The following is a 12,934-nucleotide window of genomic DNA, read 5'->3' as shown; positions in this document are numbered from 1 at the left end:
GGCTCGACGCGGTCTGTCTCGACTGCGGCCGCCTGAGCCGAGCCACGCCGGCGGCGCGCGGCGCGCGCCCGTCGCCGGTTACGCGCGGCGCTCGGTCGCGAGCGGCGTCCACCATGGACCGCAGCATGCCCACTACCTCGACCACCGGCCAAAGCGTCCGACGCGCCGTGACCAAAGGGACTGTGTCCCATCCACCGCAGGCGAAATCCCTGCGAATGAACTGGGTCAGGGCGGGAAAGATTGCCCCTTGCAGGGCGGGCAGTGCCCAAGAGCCACTAACCCACGACGGACCCGAGCAAAATGCGAATCGCCCGCCACCCCGAGGGGTGACGGGCGATCAAAAACCTGAAACTCAGGCCTCGGTCTCGCGCAGGTTCTTGACCACGTTCGGGTCGACCGGGACGCCCGGGCCCATGGTGGTCGTGAAGACGACCTTGCGGAGGTACTTGCCCTTGGAGGCCGACGGCTTGGCGCGCAGGACCTCGTCGAGGACCGCGGCGTAGTTGTCGACCAGCTGCTCCTCGCTGAAGGAGGCCTTGCCGATGATCAGGTGCAGGTTCGAGTGCTTGTCGACGCGGAAGGTGATCTTTCCGCCCTTGATCTCGTTGACGGCCTTGGTCACGTCCATGGTGACCGTGCCCGTCTTCGGGTTCGGCATCAGGCCGCGCGGGCCCAGGATCCGCGCGATCCGGCCGATTTTGGCCATCTGGTCCGGCGTGGCGATCGCCGCGTCGAAGTCGAGCCAGCCCTCTTGGATGCGGGCGACCAGCTCGTCGGTGCCGACGGCGTCGGCTCCGGCCGCGGTGGCTTCCTCGGCCTTGGCGCCGGCCGCGAACACGATGACGCGTGCGGTCTTGCCGGTGCCGTGCGGCAGGTTGACCGTGCCGCGGACCATCTGGTCAGCCTTGCGCGGGTCGACCCCGAGGCGCATGGCGACCTCAACGGTGGGGTCGAACTTGACGGCGGTGGCGCCCTTGGTGAGCTTTACGGCCTCGGCCGGGGTGTAGAGCTTGTCCCGGTCGATCTGCTCGGCCGCCTTGCGGTAACTCTTACTGCGCTGTGTCATTGCTGTCTATCTCCTGTGGTGAATGGCGGACCGCGTCAGCGGCGGCCCTCCCACGAACTGATTAGTCGCGGACCGTGATGCCCATCGACCGGGCGGTGCCGGCGATGATCTTCTCGGCCTGCTCTACGTCGTTGGCGTTGAGGTCCGACATCTTGCGCTCGGCGATCTCGCGCAGCTGGGCGCGGCTCACCGTGCCGACCTTCGCGGTGTGCGGCGTGCCGGAACCCTTGGGCACGCCGGCGGCCTTGATCAGGAGGCGCGCGGCCGGCGGGGTCTTCAGCACGAAGGTGAAGGTCCGGTCCTCGTAGACGCTGATCTCGGCCGGGACGATGTCACCCCGCTGAGCCTCGGTCTCCTTGTTGTACTGCTTGCAGAACTCCATGATGTTGACGCCGTGCTGACCGAGCGCGGGGCCAACCGGCGGCGCGGGGGTCGCCTGACCCGCCGGCAGCTGCAGCGTGAAGGTCTTGACGAGCTTCTTCTTCGGAGGCATGTCACTTCCTGGGCTTGGGTGGACTCACTTGGCCGGGGGGCCGGGCTCTGCTCGACCGGTCGGAGCAAAGCGCACGGTCGAGCGCGGCCCCGGCGGGCCGACGTACAAGCGTAACTCAGCGGTTTTAGATCTTCGCGACCTGGTTGAAGTTGAGCTCAACCGGGGTCTCGCGACCGAAGATCGAAACAAGCACCTTGAGCTTCTGCTGGTCGGCGTTGATCTCGCTGATGGTCGCGGGCAGCGACGCGAACGCGCCGTCGGTGACCGTGACCGAGTCGCCGACCTCGAAGTCGAGGACCTTGACCTCGATCTTGGCCTTCTTGGTCTGCTCGGTCTCGACCGCCGGCGCCAGCCACTTGAGCACCTCGTCGAGCGAGAGCGGCGCGGGGCGGTCGGCCCGGTCGGTGGCGCCGACGAAGCCGGTGACTCCAGGCGTGTTGCGCACGCAGGAGTATGACTCCGGGGTCAGCTCCAGCCGGACCAGGATGTAGCCCGGGAAGACCTTGTTCTGCACCTGGAGGCGCTTGCCGTTCTTGACCTCGACCTCTTCGCGGGTCGGCACCTCGACCTGGAAGATGTACTCCTCCATGTCGAGGCTCGTGATCCGGGTCTCGAGGTTGGTCTTGACCTTGTTCTCGTAGCCGGCGTAGGAGTGGACGACGTACCAGTCGCCGGGCGCGTAGCGCAGCTTCTGCCGAAGCTCGGCAACCGGGTCGTAGTCGTCGTCAGGCTCGACCAGCGCGGTCTCGCTGGCCTCCGCTTCGCTGGTCTCAGCGTCGCTGTTCGCGGCCTCGCTCGAACCGTCGGTGTCCGCCGTGGCCACTGACGACTGCTCGTCGATGGTCTCGCCGGTCTCGTCGTACTCAGGCACGCTCATTCACTTCCGTCTGTGTGTTGGCCGGCGCGGCCGGCCGTTCGGGGCCGCGGCGCCGCGCCATCAGTTGCCGAAGACCGCCAGGACGCCCTTGGCGAACCCGAAGTCGAGGACGGCCACGATCGCCAGCATCACCGCGACGAACACGACCACCACGGCCGTGTAGGTCAGCAGCTCCTTGCGGGTCGGCCAGATGACCTTACGCAGCTCTGCGACGACCTCGCGGAAGAACCGGGCGATCCGCCCGAAGAATCCCACGCGACCGGTTTCGGTGCGCTTGCTGGTGCTTTCACCGGCCTTGGCGACGCGGGAACGCGTTGCGGTGCCGCCGCGCGATACCGGTTCGTCTTCATCGGTGGCGTCGTCGTCGACAGCGTCGTCGAACGCCTCGTCCTCAAGGCGGTCGTCGGCGAACTCGTCGTCGCGCCGATTTTTTTCGGCCACTTCGCCCTCCGTCGCGGTCGTGGTGCTTCGGTAACGCCGACCTTAGCGGCTCAGTGGGTTTGGCCGATCACCGACAGGGGCCCTGCTCGGCGATACCAATCCCACGTCAAGCCGGTCAGGCCATAGGCGCAGGGGTGACAGGACTTGAACCTGCAGCCTGCGGTTTTGGAGACCGCTGCTCTGCCAATTGAGCTACACCCCTTTGCGAGGTGCAACCCCACGAGCGCAAGCAGCGTCGCAGGAGTCACGGACCCCACGGCGGACCAGTGTACGGGTACTGGACCTACTTTCCCAACCGGGAGGTTCGCACCGTCGCCCGTGCCTGGGAGAGCACCTTTTCGCCCCCGCAGACGGCCGTGATGGCGAGCACGGTGTGACCCTCTTCGGTGGTGTTCTTCACCTGTGCGGAAACCTCGATCTCGGTGCCGCTCTCGTCGTCGGGCACCGGGACCGGTCGGCTGAACCGGACAGAGAAGTCGAGAACGGCGTCCGGGGCGCCGGCCCACTCGGTGACCGCGCGGCCGACCAGAGCCATGGTGAGCATGCCGTGGGCGATCACGCCGGGCAGGCCCACCTTGGTGGCGAACCGCTCGTTCCAGTGGATCGGGTTGAAGTCGCCCGACGCGCCCGCGTAGCGAACCAGGTCGGCCCGGGTCACCGGGTATTTCTTCGTGGGTAGGTCCATGCGTCAGCCCTCCCCGCGGATGACGAGCTTCGACCACGCGATGGCGACGGATGCGCCGGACGCGTCGGTGATGTCGGTGCGCGTGGTGATGAAGTCGTGTCCACCGCGCGAGATGATCTCTTCGATGGTCTGCCGGCCGACGAGCTCGTCACCCGCGACGATCGGCCGCGTGTACTGGAAGCGCTGGTCGCCGTGCACCACGCGGGAGTAGTCGATCGCCAGGTCCGGGTCGTCGACGACCGCGTTGTTGGACGCGAACGAGACGACGGTCGGGAACGTCGGCGGCGCGATCACGTCGGCGTAGCCAAGCTCCCGGGCCGCGTCCGGGTCGTGGTAGGCGGCGTCGGTCGCGCCGATCGCCTTCGCGAACTCGCGGATCTTCTCGCGGCCGACCAGATAGGCCGGGGTCGGCGGGTAGCTGCGGCCGACGTGGGACGGGTCCAGGGGCATCTGCCTAGCCTAGAGCGCGGTGCGCCAGGTGCGGTGGAGGCCGGCGTTGCCTACGTGTTGACAGAGCAGCGTTGCCAACCTGCTCGATGGCAGCACAACGGCCGGCCCCGCCGATGGCGGTGCCGGCCGTGGAAGCTTGGGCTGCGGGTTAGCGCGTCTCGCGGTGCACGGTGTGGCGGCCGTCGCGCGGGCAGAACTTCTTCATCTCGATGCGGTCCGGGTCGTTACGCCGGTTCTTCCGCGTGATGTAGTTCCGCTCCTTGCATTCCGTGCACGCCAAAGTGATCTTGGGACGGACGTCGGTCGCCTTGGCCACGGCGGGGTGCCTTCCTCGAAACGGGTGTTGAACCTACCGGCCGACCAGACTACCTGGTGGCCCGGTCATCCAGCAAAACGGGCGCCAGCGGCGCCCGAATCAACAGTAGCGGTGGCCGGATTTGAACCGGCGACACAGCGATTATGAGCCGCTTGCTCTGCCAACTGAGCTACACCGCCGCGGGTGGAACAGAGCCCCCTTACGGAATCGAACCGTAGACCTTCTCCTTACCATGGAGACGCTCTGCCGACTGAGCTAAGGGGGCGCGCGATCTAGCTCGCTGATGCGCAGGGGTAAGAGTACACGGCTGTTGTCAGGCCAGGAAATCGGGATACCAGTGCCGTCCGGACCACTTTGTCACGTGACCGCACGCAGCCGCCGGACCTCGCCCGCGGCCGTCGACTCGGACTCGGTCTGCGCCGAGAACCAGGCCTCCAGCCGCTCGTAAGGCAGCGGCCGGCTGAACAGAAAGCCCTGCCCGACCTCGCAACCGATGTCCTGCAGGAGCTCGAGGGTGAGCTCGCTCTCCACGCCCTCGGCGACCACGGTAAGGCCGAACTGCTGGGACAGCGTCACGACCGCGTTGACGATCGCCAGGTCGGCCGGGTCGGTGGCCATGCCCTGCACGAACGAGCGGTCCACCTTGACCTCGTGCACCGGCAGCCGGCGCAGGTAGGACAGGGACGAGTAGCCGGTGCCGAAGTCGTCGACCGACAGCCGCACGCCGATGTCGCGCAGCCGGCGCAAGGTGGGCATCGGACGGTCGGTGCCGTCCAGGACGCCCTCCTCCTTGATCTCGAAGGTCAATCGGTGCGGCGCGACGCCGTACTCCCCGAGCAGTTCCTGCACCCGGGTGGGGAAATCGGCGTCGATCAGCGTACGCGCGGAGAGGTTGACCGAGATCGACAGCGGATGGTCGGTGGCCGACCAGTCACGGCACCGCTTGAGGCCTTCCTTGAGCACCGCCTCGGTCAAGCGGGCGAGCTGGCCCGTGTGCTCGGCGACCGCGACGAAGTCTTCCGGCGGCACGGCGCCGTGCGCGGGATGCTCCCAGCGGGCCAGGCACTCGACGCCGAGCAGCCGCCGGTCGGTCAACGTCACCTTCGGCTGGAAGTAGACCTCGATCTGGTCGTTGTCGAGGGCCCGCCGCAGGTCACCCGCTAGGGCGAGACGGCGCACCGAACGTGACTCGAGCCCGGCGTTGAACAGCTGGATGCTGCCGGGCACGGTCTTGGCCGCGGTGGCGGCCAGGTCGGCACGCTGGAGCAGGAGGGCGGCGTCACTGCCATGATCCGGGTGTACGACGATGCCGACCGCGGTCTCGACGTCGAGGGTGAGCGATCCGAAGACCATCTCGTCGCGGATCTGCTCCCGCATCAGCGCGGCGATCGCCTGCGCCGCGTCCGGACTCTCCACCCGCAGGGTGACCGCGAACTCGTCACTGCCCAGACGGCCGATCAGCGCTCCGGGCGGCGCGCAGGCACGCAGCCGCCGGCCGACCTCGGCGAGCACCTGGTCGCCGGCGCTATGGCCCATCGACTCGTTGACCTGCCGCAGGCCGTCGACATCGAACAACAGCACGGCGACCTGCTCACCCGGGGCACGTACGCCGACCGACTCGTCGATCGCGGCCGTGATCCGTCGCCGGTTGGGCAGGCCGGTGAGGCTGTCGTGGTAGGCGTCGTGCCTGAGCCGCTCGACCAGGCGGGAGTTCTCGACCGCGACGGCGGCGTGCGCGGCGATCGTCTCCAGCAGCCGCACGTCGCTCTCACCGAAGCTGTCGAGGTCGCTGAGTCGGTTGGCGACCTCGAGACAGCCGATCACGGCCGAGCCGGCGCGCAGCGCCACCACAATTCCGTCCTTGGCACGCGCCTCGCGCAGTTCCGCCCGCAGCTCGTCGGTGCCGAGCCGGTGCCCCACCGCGATCGTCGTGCCGGTGTCGCGTACCCGTTGCCGGATCGCCTCCGGGATGCGGGTCAGGTCCACCAGACCGGTGTCGTCAACGCGGGCGGAGAGCAGGATCTCCGGATAGCGGCCGAGCGCGGGCAACCACAGCGTGGCGTACTCGGCCTGGAGCAGGCCGCGGACCCGGTGCAGCAAGATATCGATCAACGTGCCGTCGTGCGGGGTGTCCGCGATCGACCTGGTCAGGTCGTAGATCTCACTGAGCGTGCGGTGCTGCCGCAGGAAGCGCGAGTAGGACCGATAGGCGGCAACGAAACAGGTGGCGAGCGCGGCCAGCAGCAGGATCGACCAGACGCCCTGCTGGAGCACGACGAGCGTGATCAAGCCGATCGTGATGTTGATGCCGGCGACCACGGTCACCGGCGTCGCGATCCGGATCAGGTCCCGGGTGGAGATCCGGCCCTGCACCAGCGTGATGACGCCGGCGGTCGTCGCCAGGGTCGAGAGGACCATCGCCGTGACCGCCGCGGCCAGCACCGCCCAGGCGTACGGCCCGACGCGCTCGTCGTCATTGACGTGCAGCGGGTGGGCGCTGAAGACAATCAGCGTCGCGAGCGCGGTCGACGCGGCGTTGCTGGCCACGTTGAACCAGAGCTTCACCGGCGGCACGTGTCGGCTGGTCTGGGCGATGATCGACGCGATGACCCGAGCCAAGATCACCGTCATTGGCGGCAGCCAGAACAGCGCCAGCAGGAACGGGATCTCGACAAGCGTGATCGTGAAGGTCTGCCGTCGAACCTGGACCATCAGGACCAGCAGATCCGCCAGCGCGAATAAGCCGAGAAAGAGCAGGCCAAGCAGCCACTCACCGTAAATGGTTCGCTGCGTCGTGCTGAGCACGAGCGCGACCAAAACAGTGAACAGGCCGAGTGGCCCGGTGATCAACCAGGCGTACTCCTGCGGCCGTGGAACATTACGGACGCTGACCATCGACGTCCCTCAGCGGACGCGGTCGAATGTGCTCGGTGGCGTCAGTTCCACTCGACGGCCAAGGAGGCCAGAGCGCCCTTGACCATGGCACCAGAGGTGGCTTCACCGACGGCCTGGACCTCAGCGTGGTCGATGTAGCTTTGCGCCGAGGCGACTCCACCAGCGACAAGGGCGCCGAGCCCGAGGACGGCGAAGATCGCAGCCCGACCAGCCCAGCGGCCGAACAAGCGTGCGCGCATCTGATTGCTCCTGTCACGGGGGTGGCACGGCGTTGGGTAAGAAGATGGTGCCACATCATGTATGGCGACGCACAGAGCATCGGGTGGGGCCCGAACCATCGGCAGATGAAAACCCAACCAATCGTACGAGCCTAACCTTAGGCGCGCCTTTGGCCGGTCGCATTTGTCCAGTCGGAAGCGACCCCCGAGGGCTTACCCGCGCGACAATGCGGCGATGACCGGCCAAGCCCGAGCGGTGGCCGCCCCGCCGCCGCGGACCAGGATCCTGGCCGAGTGCGACCGGCGCGGGCGGGACGCGGTGGTGGACGGCTGCATCGCCCTGCTGGCCGGCGCCGACGACCGGGACGCGCCCCTCATCGTCGTCCTTGGTGGTCCGGCCGCATCGTGGGCGCTCGATCCGGTGGACGGCGGTCCGGGATCTTCTCGCTGGTACTGGGTTCGCGTCTGGGCCGCGCGCGGTCTGCTCTGGGCGTGGGAGGACCGCGCCGCATCGACCACCGTACTAGCCCTGGGCGACACCGAGTGGCGGGTGCGCGAGCTGGCCGCGAAGGTGGTCGCCCGCCATCTGGTCGGCGACGCGTTGATGGCCGTCAGCGTGTTGCGGACCGATCCGGTCCCCCGGGTGCGCGCGGCGGCCGACCGTGCGGTGGTCGCGTTGACCGCTGCCGGCGCCTGACCAGCAAGTTGGCAGACTTTGATCTAGAAGATGGAGACATGCTTTTTCTTGCGAATGGCGCGAACGTCCGCCGAGGTAGATCCTCCGCCAGCGGCGTTGGCTCGGCGTTGGTTCCTTAGGCGGCGGGCGCGAGGGCTGGACGCCGTCATCCGGGCTGGTCTCCGCCCGCTCGGGCCGACGTGCGGTCCGGTCTGCTCGCCGTCCCAGCCGAGCGGTCGGTAGTACGCGACGCTAACGGCTCATCATGGCGGCGCGGCGCCTTTGGACGGGCTTGAGGTGACCGCCGGTACGGCGGAGGACCAGCCTTGGACGCTGTTCGCCAACGGCTGCTGTCGGCGTTTGACGGAATGTCGCTCGACCCGCCGCAAAAGGCGAACAAACAAAGGCCCAAAATGAAACGACCCCGGACCGCGTAATACCGGTCTGGGGTCGTTACTTGGTGCCTGGTGGCGGGTAGAGGATTCGAACCTCTGAAGCTTTCGCGACGGATTTACAGTCCGCTCCCATTGGCCGCTCGGGCAACCCGCCAGGGCGTGCCGCCACACTGGATGCGGCAGCGGAAGCAAGGATAGCGGTAGCACCGGCCCGGAATGCAACCGGGTACGGTCGGCATGTCCGCGCCGCCGTGCCGGCCGTGGACACCGCCAGAACACCGCACCGAGCAGGAGCATGATCATGGCAGCGAACCCGTCCTTCGACGTCGTCAGCAAGGTCGACCAGCAAGAGGTCGACAACGCCGTGCGGCAGACCGAGAAGGAGCTTGCGACCCGTTTCGACTTCCGCGGCACCGGGGCTGAGATCACCTGGGCCGGCGGCGAGGCCGCCGTCAACCTCAGTGCCGAGACCGAGGAGCGGGTGAAGGCCGCGCTCGACGTCTTCAAGGAGAAGCTGATCAAGCGGAACATCTCGCTGAAGTCGCTGGACGCCGGCGAGGCACGCGCCTCGGGCAAGACCTACAAGATCGACGCCAAGATCGTGCAGGGCATCGACACCGAGAAGGCCAAGGCGATCAGCAAGAAGATCCGCGAGGAAGGCCCGAAGGGCGTCCAGGCCCAGATCCAGGGCGACCAGCTCCGCGTGACCGGCAAGAAGAAGGACGACCTCCAGGCCGTCATCACGCTGCTCAAGGGCGGCGACTTCGGCCTCGCACTCCAGTTCACGAACTACCGCTAACCGCGAGCGGCGCGGCCTCCGGTCGCGAACTCGCCAGTCAGCCTCTCGGCCCGGCCGCGTCACCCGCAGCCGGGCCGAACTGCGCCGCCAGCAGATCGCAGGTCCAAGACCGCGCTTGAGCGGTGCCCCGCACTTTGGCCCGCGTGGGCCGCGGTCATGGTCCGCGGGCCAAAGGTGCGGGACCGTGGGCGCGCTCATGGTCCGCGGAATCGCCCGGCGCTCCGGCGGTCCTGGTCAGCAACCGCGGCACCAACGTCGAGGTGACCTGGATATCGAGGGAGGCTTCGCCGAGACCGGCGGTGCCGCCCTGACCACCGGCGCCGGATGGGACCAGCAACGGCCGACGAGGAACGACGACCCGCGGGTCCGCGCGTGTCGCCGGACGGGCCACGGTGCCGCCAAAGCCGCCCGGCATGCCGTCGCGCAGGCGACCGACTAGACCGAAGCTGGCGTGCCGCCGCCCGGGCGTGTCGTCCGCCCGGCAGGGCATCTCGCGGGCGCCGACATGTTTTTGCATGTACGTACATGCAAAAACATGTTGGCTCCCGGACACACCTGCGCCCCGCACCCGACACGCCCGCGGGAAGACACCACCACGGCACGCCGCAGTCAGCACAGCGCCGTATGCCCCTCTCGGCGCAAGCGATCGGGCTGGCGGAAGCCGCGATTAGCCGCCGCCAGTTCGCCTCGGGCTCCAACGCCACGTCCAGGCCAACCGCCAATCGCTACTCAGGCACGATCAGCCGTCCGCAGGCGCGACCAGCGCCCTCAGACCGCCTCGGGCTCAACGCCACGTCCACGCCAACCACCGATCGCTACTCAACCGACACGATCGACCGGCCGGAAGTGCGACCAACCGCCGCCAGACGGGCCTCGGGCTCCAAGGCCGCATCCAGGCCCACCGCCGATCGCTACTCAACCGGCACGATCGACCGGCCGCAGGCGCGAACAACCGCCGTCAGACGGCCTCGGGCTCCAAGGCCGCCTCCAGGCGTACCGCTGCGTGCTTTTCGGCGCGGGCGATCGGCCCTCCGGACGGGGCCGCGACCAGGGCGCCCACGGCGACCGCCATCCCCGCGAACACGAACGCCCACGGCGGGCCGGCCTTGTCGACGAGCCAGCCCGCGCCCGCGCCGCCGACTGCGGACGCTCCGACCGACACGGTGACCACCCAGGTATAGGCCTCGTTCAGCATCGACCCTGGAGCGATCCGGCCCACCATCGTGTTCTCGACGGTCAGCCCCGGCGCGATCACTACGCCGCCGAAGACCAGGGCGATGCCCAGCCACAGCGGTGAGGGCATGACCGCGAAGACCGCGAAGGTGCCGGCCAGCAGCGCCAGAAGCACCGTGAACTGACGGGTCAGGTTGGCCGCCGGGCGTCGGGTGCCGAACCAGAAACCGCCGGTGGCGCTGCCTACTGCCCAGACCGAGAGCAGTACGCCGGCCAAGGTGTCCGGGTCCGAGACGCCCTCCGCCGCGGCGAAGGCCGGCACCGTCACGCCGGTCGCGCCGAAAGCCGTGCCCAGGCCGAAGACGCAGACCAGCAGCGCGGGGAAGCCTGGGACCTTCAGCGGGCCCAGGCCCTTGGCGTGGGTCGACGGTGGGTGCGGCTGCCAACCCCGCATGACCTTGCCGAGGGCCACCACGACGGTGCCGACCAGGGTGACCACGCCGGCGCCGAGCAATGCCGCCGTGGCGTCGGCGAAGAGGAGGAAGGCGGCGACCAGCAGGGGGCCGAGCACGAATACGAGCTCGAACACCGCTGTCTCGGCGGCGAGCGCGAGGTTGCGCAGGTGGAAGCGGCCGGTGGCGGGCGCGGTGGCGTCGTTCAGGGCACCGCGGAGTGCGGCGCTAATCGGTGGGAAGGTCGCGCCGGCCGCCGCGCTGGCCGCGAAGATCACGGCCAGGCCCTTGTCGTGCGCTACCACCAGGGCGAGCAGGGCCAGTGGGTGCGCCACGCCGGTGACCAGCAGTACCCGGGTCGGGCCGATCCGGTCGGCCACCCGCCCGGCGAGTGGGCTGAGCAGCGCGCCGGCGACCGCGTAGATGCCGCCCGCGATGCCCGCCGTCGTGAAACGTCCGGTGACGTCCTCCACGACCAGCAGGAGGGCGAGCGGGGTCATGCCGATGCCGAGCCGGCCGATGATGCCGAAGATAAACAGCACAGGGGCGCCCGGAATCCGCCAGACCACCAGGTACTGACGCAGCGCTGCCATGACCAACCCACCCCTGTAACGACCGGAAGACCAGCCGAACCTAACGGTCGGCTGGTCTTCCGGCCTAACTCTTTACAGGGTGACGCAGATTACTGGAACTGCACTGGACCGACCTCGCGGTTGGCCATCTCCTCCAGCCGGCGGACCCGTTCGGCCATCGGCGGGTGGGTGGAGAACAGCTTGGCGAGGCCCGCACCGCGCAACGGGTTGGCGATCATGAGGTGCGCGGTGGTCGTGTACTGGTTGTCGGCCGGCAACGGGAGCTGCCGGGCGCCGGCGTCGATCTTGCGCAGCGCGCTGGCGAGCGCCAGCGGGTCGCGGCTGAGCGCGGCGCCGGAGGCGTCGGCCTGGAACTCGCGGTTGCGGCTGATCGCGAGCTGGATGATCGACGCCGCGAACGGGCCGAGGATCAGCATCGCGAAGAAGACGGCCGGGTTCTGGCCCTCGTCGTCGTCACCGCCGGCGGGCAGGAACCACGCTAGGTAGGCGAGGAACGTGATCATGCCGCCAATCGCCGCCGCCACGCTGGAGATCAGGATGTCGCGGTTGTAGACGTGCGACAGCTCGTGGCCGATCACCGCGCGCAGCTCGCGGTAGTCCAGGATCTGGGTGATCCCGGTGGTCACGCAGACCGCGGCGTGCTCGGGGTTGCGCCCCGTGGCGAACGCGTTGGGCTGCATCGTGGGGCTGACGTAGAGCCGGGGCATGGGCTGCCGAGCGTCCGCCGCGAGCTCCCGCACCATCTGGTAGAGCGCGGGGAACTCGGCCTCGCTGACCGGCCGGGCCCGCATCGACCGCAGCGCGATCTTGTCTGACCAGAAATAGCTGGTGCCGTTCAGCAGCAGCGAAATGACCAGAGCGATGACCAGGCCGGACGTGCCGGCGACCGCGAACCCGATGCCGAGAATGAGCGCTGTGAGCAGGCCTAGAAGCGCGGCCGTCTTGAGGCCGTTGAAATGCCTGTGCAACGCGTCCCTCCTTCAGAACGCGGGTGGGGTTAACCCGCTGAACAGTGCAACAACCCCGGTCCATCGACCATGCCCGCGCCGGCTGAGAGTTCCCTGAAGGCGAAGCCATCTATTGGGACGAAGGACGATCAAGGGCGGATAAAGGGCAGATTTTCCCGGGTCCGTTGGGGTCCGGACCGTTGCTCCCGCCGGGGACCGGGCCGGGCCTGGGGGGCCCGTCCCTGCCAGGTTCGCTGTGCACGGGCCTTTCGGGGCTTTGCCCCGGACCCCAGCCGAGCTGCGGGGACCCTCGGGTCGGGCGGGGCGGGTCCCGTTGTCGGACTTCGCAAGGGCATCAGGATCTCCGGGCGGTGACAAGGTCGTACGTCCGGTAGGGCGCTCCACCTTGTCACCGCCCGGAGATCCTGACTTGAGAGCTACGCCCGACAACGGGACCC

14 protein-coding genes and 4 tRNA genes are annotated in these 12,934 nt (G+C 68.5%); 3 read left to right on the top strand and 15 right to left on the bottom strand.

Annotation, left to right across the window (positions count from 1 at the left end):
- Nucleotides 1-352: 352 nt before the first annotated feature.
- The 12 genes from rplA to BLV39_RS05025 form a co-directional block, all read right to left on the bottom strand.
- Nucleotides 353-1,066, bottom strand: a complete 714-nt coding sequence (gene rplA, locus BLV39_RS05080) for a 50S ribosomal protein L1 (protein WP_090787863.1) — start codon at nucleotides 1,064-1,066, stop codon at nucleotides 353-355.
- Between the two features lie 61 nt (nucleotides 1,067-1,127).
- Nucleotides 1,128-1,559, bottom strand: coding sequence for a 50S ribosomal protein L11 (gene rplK / locus BLV39_RS05075; RefSeq protein WP_089244837.1), 432 nt, complete (start codon nucleotides 1,557-1,559; stop codon nucleotides 1,128-1,130).
- Nucleotides 1,560-1,683: 124 nt separating this feature from the next.
- Nucleotides 1,684-2,430, bottom strand: a complete 747-nt coding sequence (gene nusG / locus BLV39_RS05070; RefSeq protein WP_090791148.1) for a transcription termination/antitermination protein NusG — start codon at nucleotides 2,428-2,430, stop codon at nucleotides 1,684-1,686.
- A gap of 66 nt (nucleotides 2,431-2,496) precedes the next feature.
- On the bottom strand, nucleotides 2,497-2,877 hold the full coding sequence (gene secE, locus BLV39_RS05065) for a preprotein translocase subunit SecE (RefSeq protein WP_089244835.1): 381 nt from the start codon (nucleotides 2,875-2,877) through the stop codon (nucleotides 2,497-2,499).
- 129 nt (nucleotides 2,878-3,006) lie between these two features.
- Nucleotides 3,007-3,079: transfer RNA gene (locus tag BLV39_RS05060), tRNA-Trp, on the bottom strand.
- Between the two features lie 81 nt (nucleotides 3,080-3,160).
- The gene (locus BLV39_RS05055) at nucleotides 3,161-3,562 is read right to left on the bottom strand and encodes a MaoC family dehydratase (RefSeq protein ID WP_090787860.1); all 402 of its coding nucleotides are present in this window, start codon (nucleotides 3,560-3,562) and stop codon (nucleotides 3,161-3,163) included.
- 3 nt (nucleotides 3,563-3,565) lie between these two features.
- Nucleotides 3,566-4,012, bottom strand: coding sequence for a MaoC family dehydratase N-terminal domain-containing protein (locus tag BLV39_RS05050; protein ID WP_090787857.1), 447 nt, complete (start codon nucleotides 4,010-4,012; stop codon nucleotides 3,566-3,568).
- A 148-nt stretch (nucleotides 4,013-4,160) separates the two neighbouring features.
- The gene (gene rpmG / locus BLV39_RS05045; RefSeq protein ID WP_090787854.1) at nucleotides 4,161-4,328 is read right to left on the bottom strand and encodes a 50S ribosomal protein L33; all 168 of its coding nucleotides are present in this window, start codon (nucleotides 4,326-4,328) and stop codon (nucleotides 4,161-4,163) included.
- A 106-nt stretch (nucleotides 4,329-4,434) separates the two neighbouring features.
- Nucleotides 4,435-4,507, bottom strand: a tRNA-Met gene (locus tag BLV39_RS05040).
- A gap of 13 nt (nucleotides 4,508-4,520) precedes the next feature.
- Nucleotides 4,521-4,593 (bottom strand) — tRNA-Thr (locus BLV39_RS05035).
- Nucleotides 4,594-4,685: 92 nt separating this feature from the next.
- On the bottom strand, nucleotides 4,686-7,223 hold the full coding sequence (locus tag BLV39_RS05030) for a putative bifunctional diguanylate cyclase/phosphodiesterase (RefSeq protein ID WP_090787850.1): 2,538 nt from the start codon (nucleotides 7,221-7,223) through the stop codon (nucleotides 4,686-4,688).
- Between the two features lie 41 nt (nucleotides 7,224-7,264).
- Nucleotides 7,265-7,462, bottom strand: a complete 198-nt coding sequence (locus BLV39_RS05025) for a hypothetical protein (RefSeq protein ID WP_090787847.1) — start codon at nucleotides 7,460-7,462, stop codon at nucleotides 7,265-7,267.
- Nucleotides 7,463-7,676: 214 nt separating this feature from the next.
- Here BLV39_RS05025 and BLV39_RS05020 point away from each other — a divergent pair, with 214 nt between their 5' ends.
- The gene (locus tag BLV39_RS05020) at nucleotides 7,677-8,138 is read left to right on the top strand and encodes a hypothetical protein (protein ID WP_090787844.1); all 462 of its coding nucleotides are present in this window, start codon (nucleotides 7,677-7,679) and stop codon (nucleotides 8,136-8,138) included.
- 444 nt (nucleotides 8,139-8,582) lie between these two features.
- Here BLV39_RS05020 and BLV39_RS05015 read toward each other — a convergent pair.
- A tRNA-Tyr gene (locus BLV39_RS05015) sits at nucleotides 8,583-8,666 on the bottom strand.
- 147 nt (nucleotides 8,667-8,813) lie between these two features.
- Here BLV39_RS05015 and BLV39_RS05010 point away from each other — a divergent pair.
- Both BLV39_RS05010 and BLV39_RS05005 read left to right on the top strand, forming a co-directional pair.
- On the top strand, nucleotides 8,814-9,311 hold the full coding sequence (locus BLV39_RS05010; protein ID WP_090791146.1) for a YajQ family cyclic di-GMP-binding protein: 498 nt from the start codon (nucleotides 8,814-8,816) through the stop codon (nucleotides 9,309-9,311).
- A gap of 184 nt (nucleotides 9,312-9,495) precedes the next feature.
- On the top strand, nucleotides 9,496-9,750 hold the full coding sequence (locus BLV39_RS05005) for a hypothetical protein (RefSeq protein ID WP_090787841.1): 255 nt from the start codon (nucleotides 9,496-9,498) through the stop codon (nucleotides 9,748-9,750).
- Nucleotides 9,751-10,269: 519 nt separating this feature from the next.
- Here BLV39_RS05005 and BLV39_RS05000 read toward each other — a convergent pair.
- Nucleotides 10,270-11,529: an MFS transporter gene (locus tag BLV39_RS05000; protein ID WP_090787837.1), complete on the bottom strand. Its 1,260-nt coding sequence runs from the start codon at nucleotides 11,527-11,529 to the stop codon at nucleotides 10,270-10,272.
- Nucleotides 11,530-11,618: 89 nt separating this feature from the next.
- Nucleotides 11,619-12,497, bottom strand: a complete 879-nt coding sequence (htpX, locus tag BLV39_RS04995) for a zinc metalloprotease HtpX (protein WP_090787834.1) — start codon at nucleotides 12,495-12,497, stop codon at nucleotides 11,619-11,621.
- Nucleotides 12,498-12,934 lie beyond the last annotated feature (437 nt).

Source organism: Asanoa ishikariensis, from assembly GCF_900107455.1.
Classification (GTDB): domain Bacteria; phylum Actinomycetota; class Actinomycetes; order Mycobacteriales; family Micromonosporaceae; genus Asanoa; species Asanoa ishikariensis.
This window is presented reverse-complemented; position numbering and strand designations above follow the sequence as displayed.

Coding starts and splice junctions, on each gene's coding strand:
- rplA (WP_090787863.1), bottom strand. CDS start 1,066: ATGACACAGCGCAGTAAGAGTTACCGCAAGGCGGCCGAGCAGATCGAC.
- BLV39_RS05020 (WP_090787844.1), top strand. CDS start 7,677: ATGACCGGCCAAGCCCGAGCGGTGGCCGCCCCGCCGCCGCGGACCAGG.
- BLV39_RS05055 (WP_090787860.1), bottom strand. CDS start 3,562: ATGGACCTACCCACGAAGAAATACCCGGTGACCCGGGCCGACCTGGTT.
- BLV39_RS05050 (WP_090787857.1), bottom strand. CDS start 4,012: ATGCCCCTGGACCCGTCCCACGTCGGCCGCAGCTACCCGCCGACCCCG.
- BLV39_RS05025 (WP_090787847.1), bottom strand. CDS start 7,462: ATGCGCGCACGCTTGTTCGGCCGCTGGGCTGGTCGGGCTGCGATCTTC.
- BLV39_RS05010 (WP_090791146.1), top strand. CDS start 8,814: ATGGCAGCGAACCCGTCCTTCGACGTCGTCAGCAAGGTCGACCAGCAA.
- BLV39_RS05000 (WP_090787837.1), bottom strand. CDS start 11,529: ATGGCAGCGCTGCGTCAGTACCTGGTGGTCTGGCGGATTCCGGGCGCC.
- BLV39_RS05030 (WP_090787850.1), bottom strand. CDS start 7,223: ATGGTCAGCGTCCGTAATGTTCCACGGCCGCAGGAGTACGCCTGGTTG.
- rplK (WP_089244837.1), bottom strand. CDS start 1,559: ATGCCTCCGAAGAAGAAGCTCGTCAAGACCTTCACGCTGCAGCTGCCG.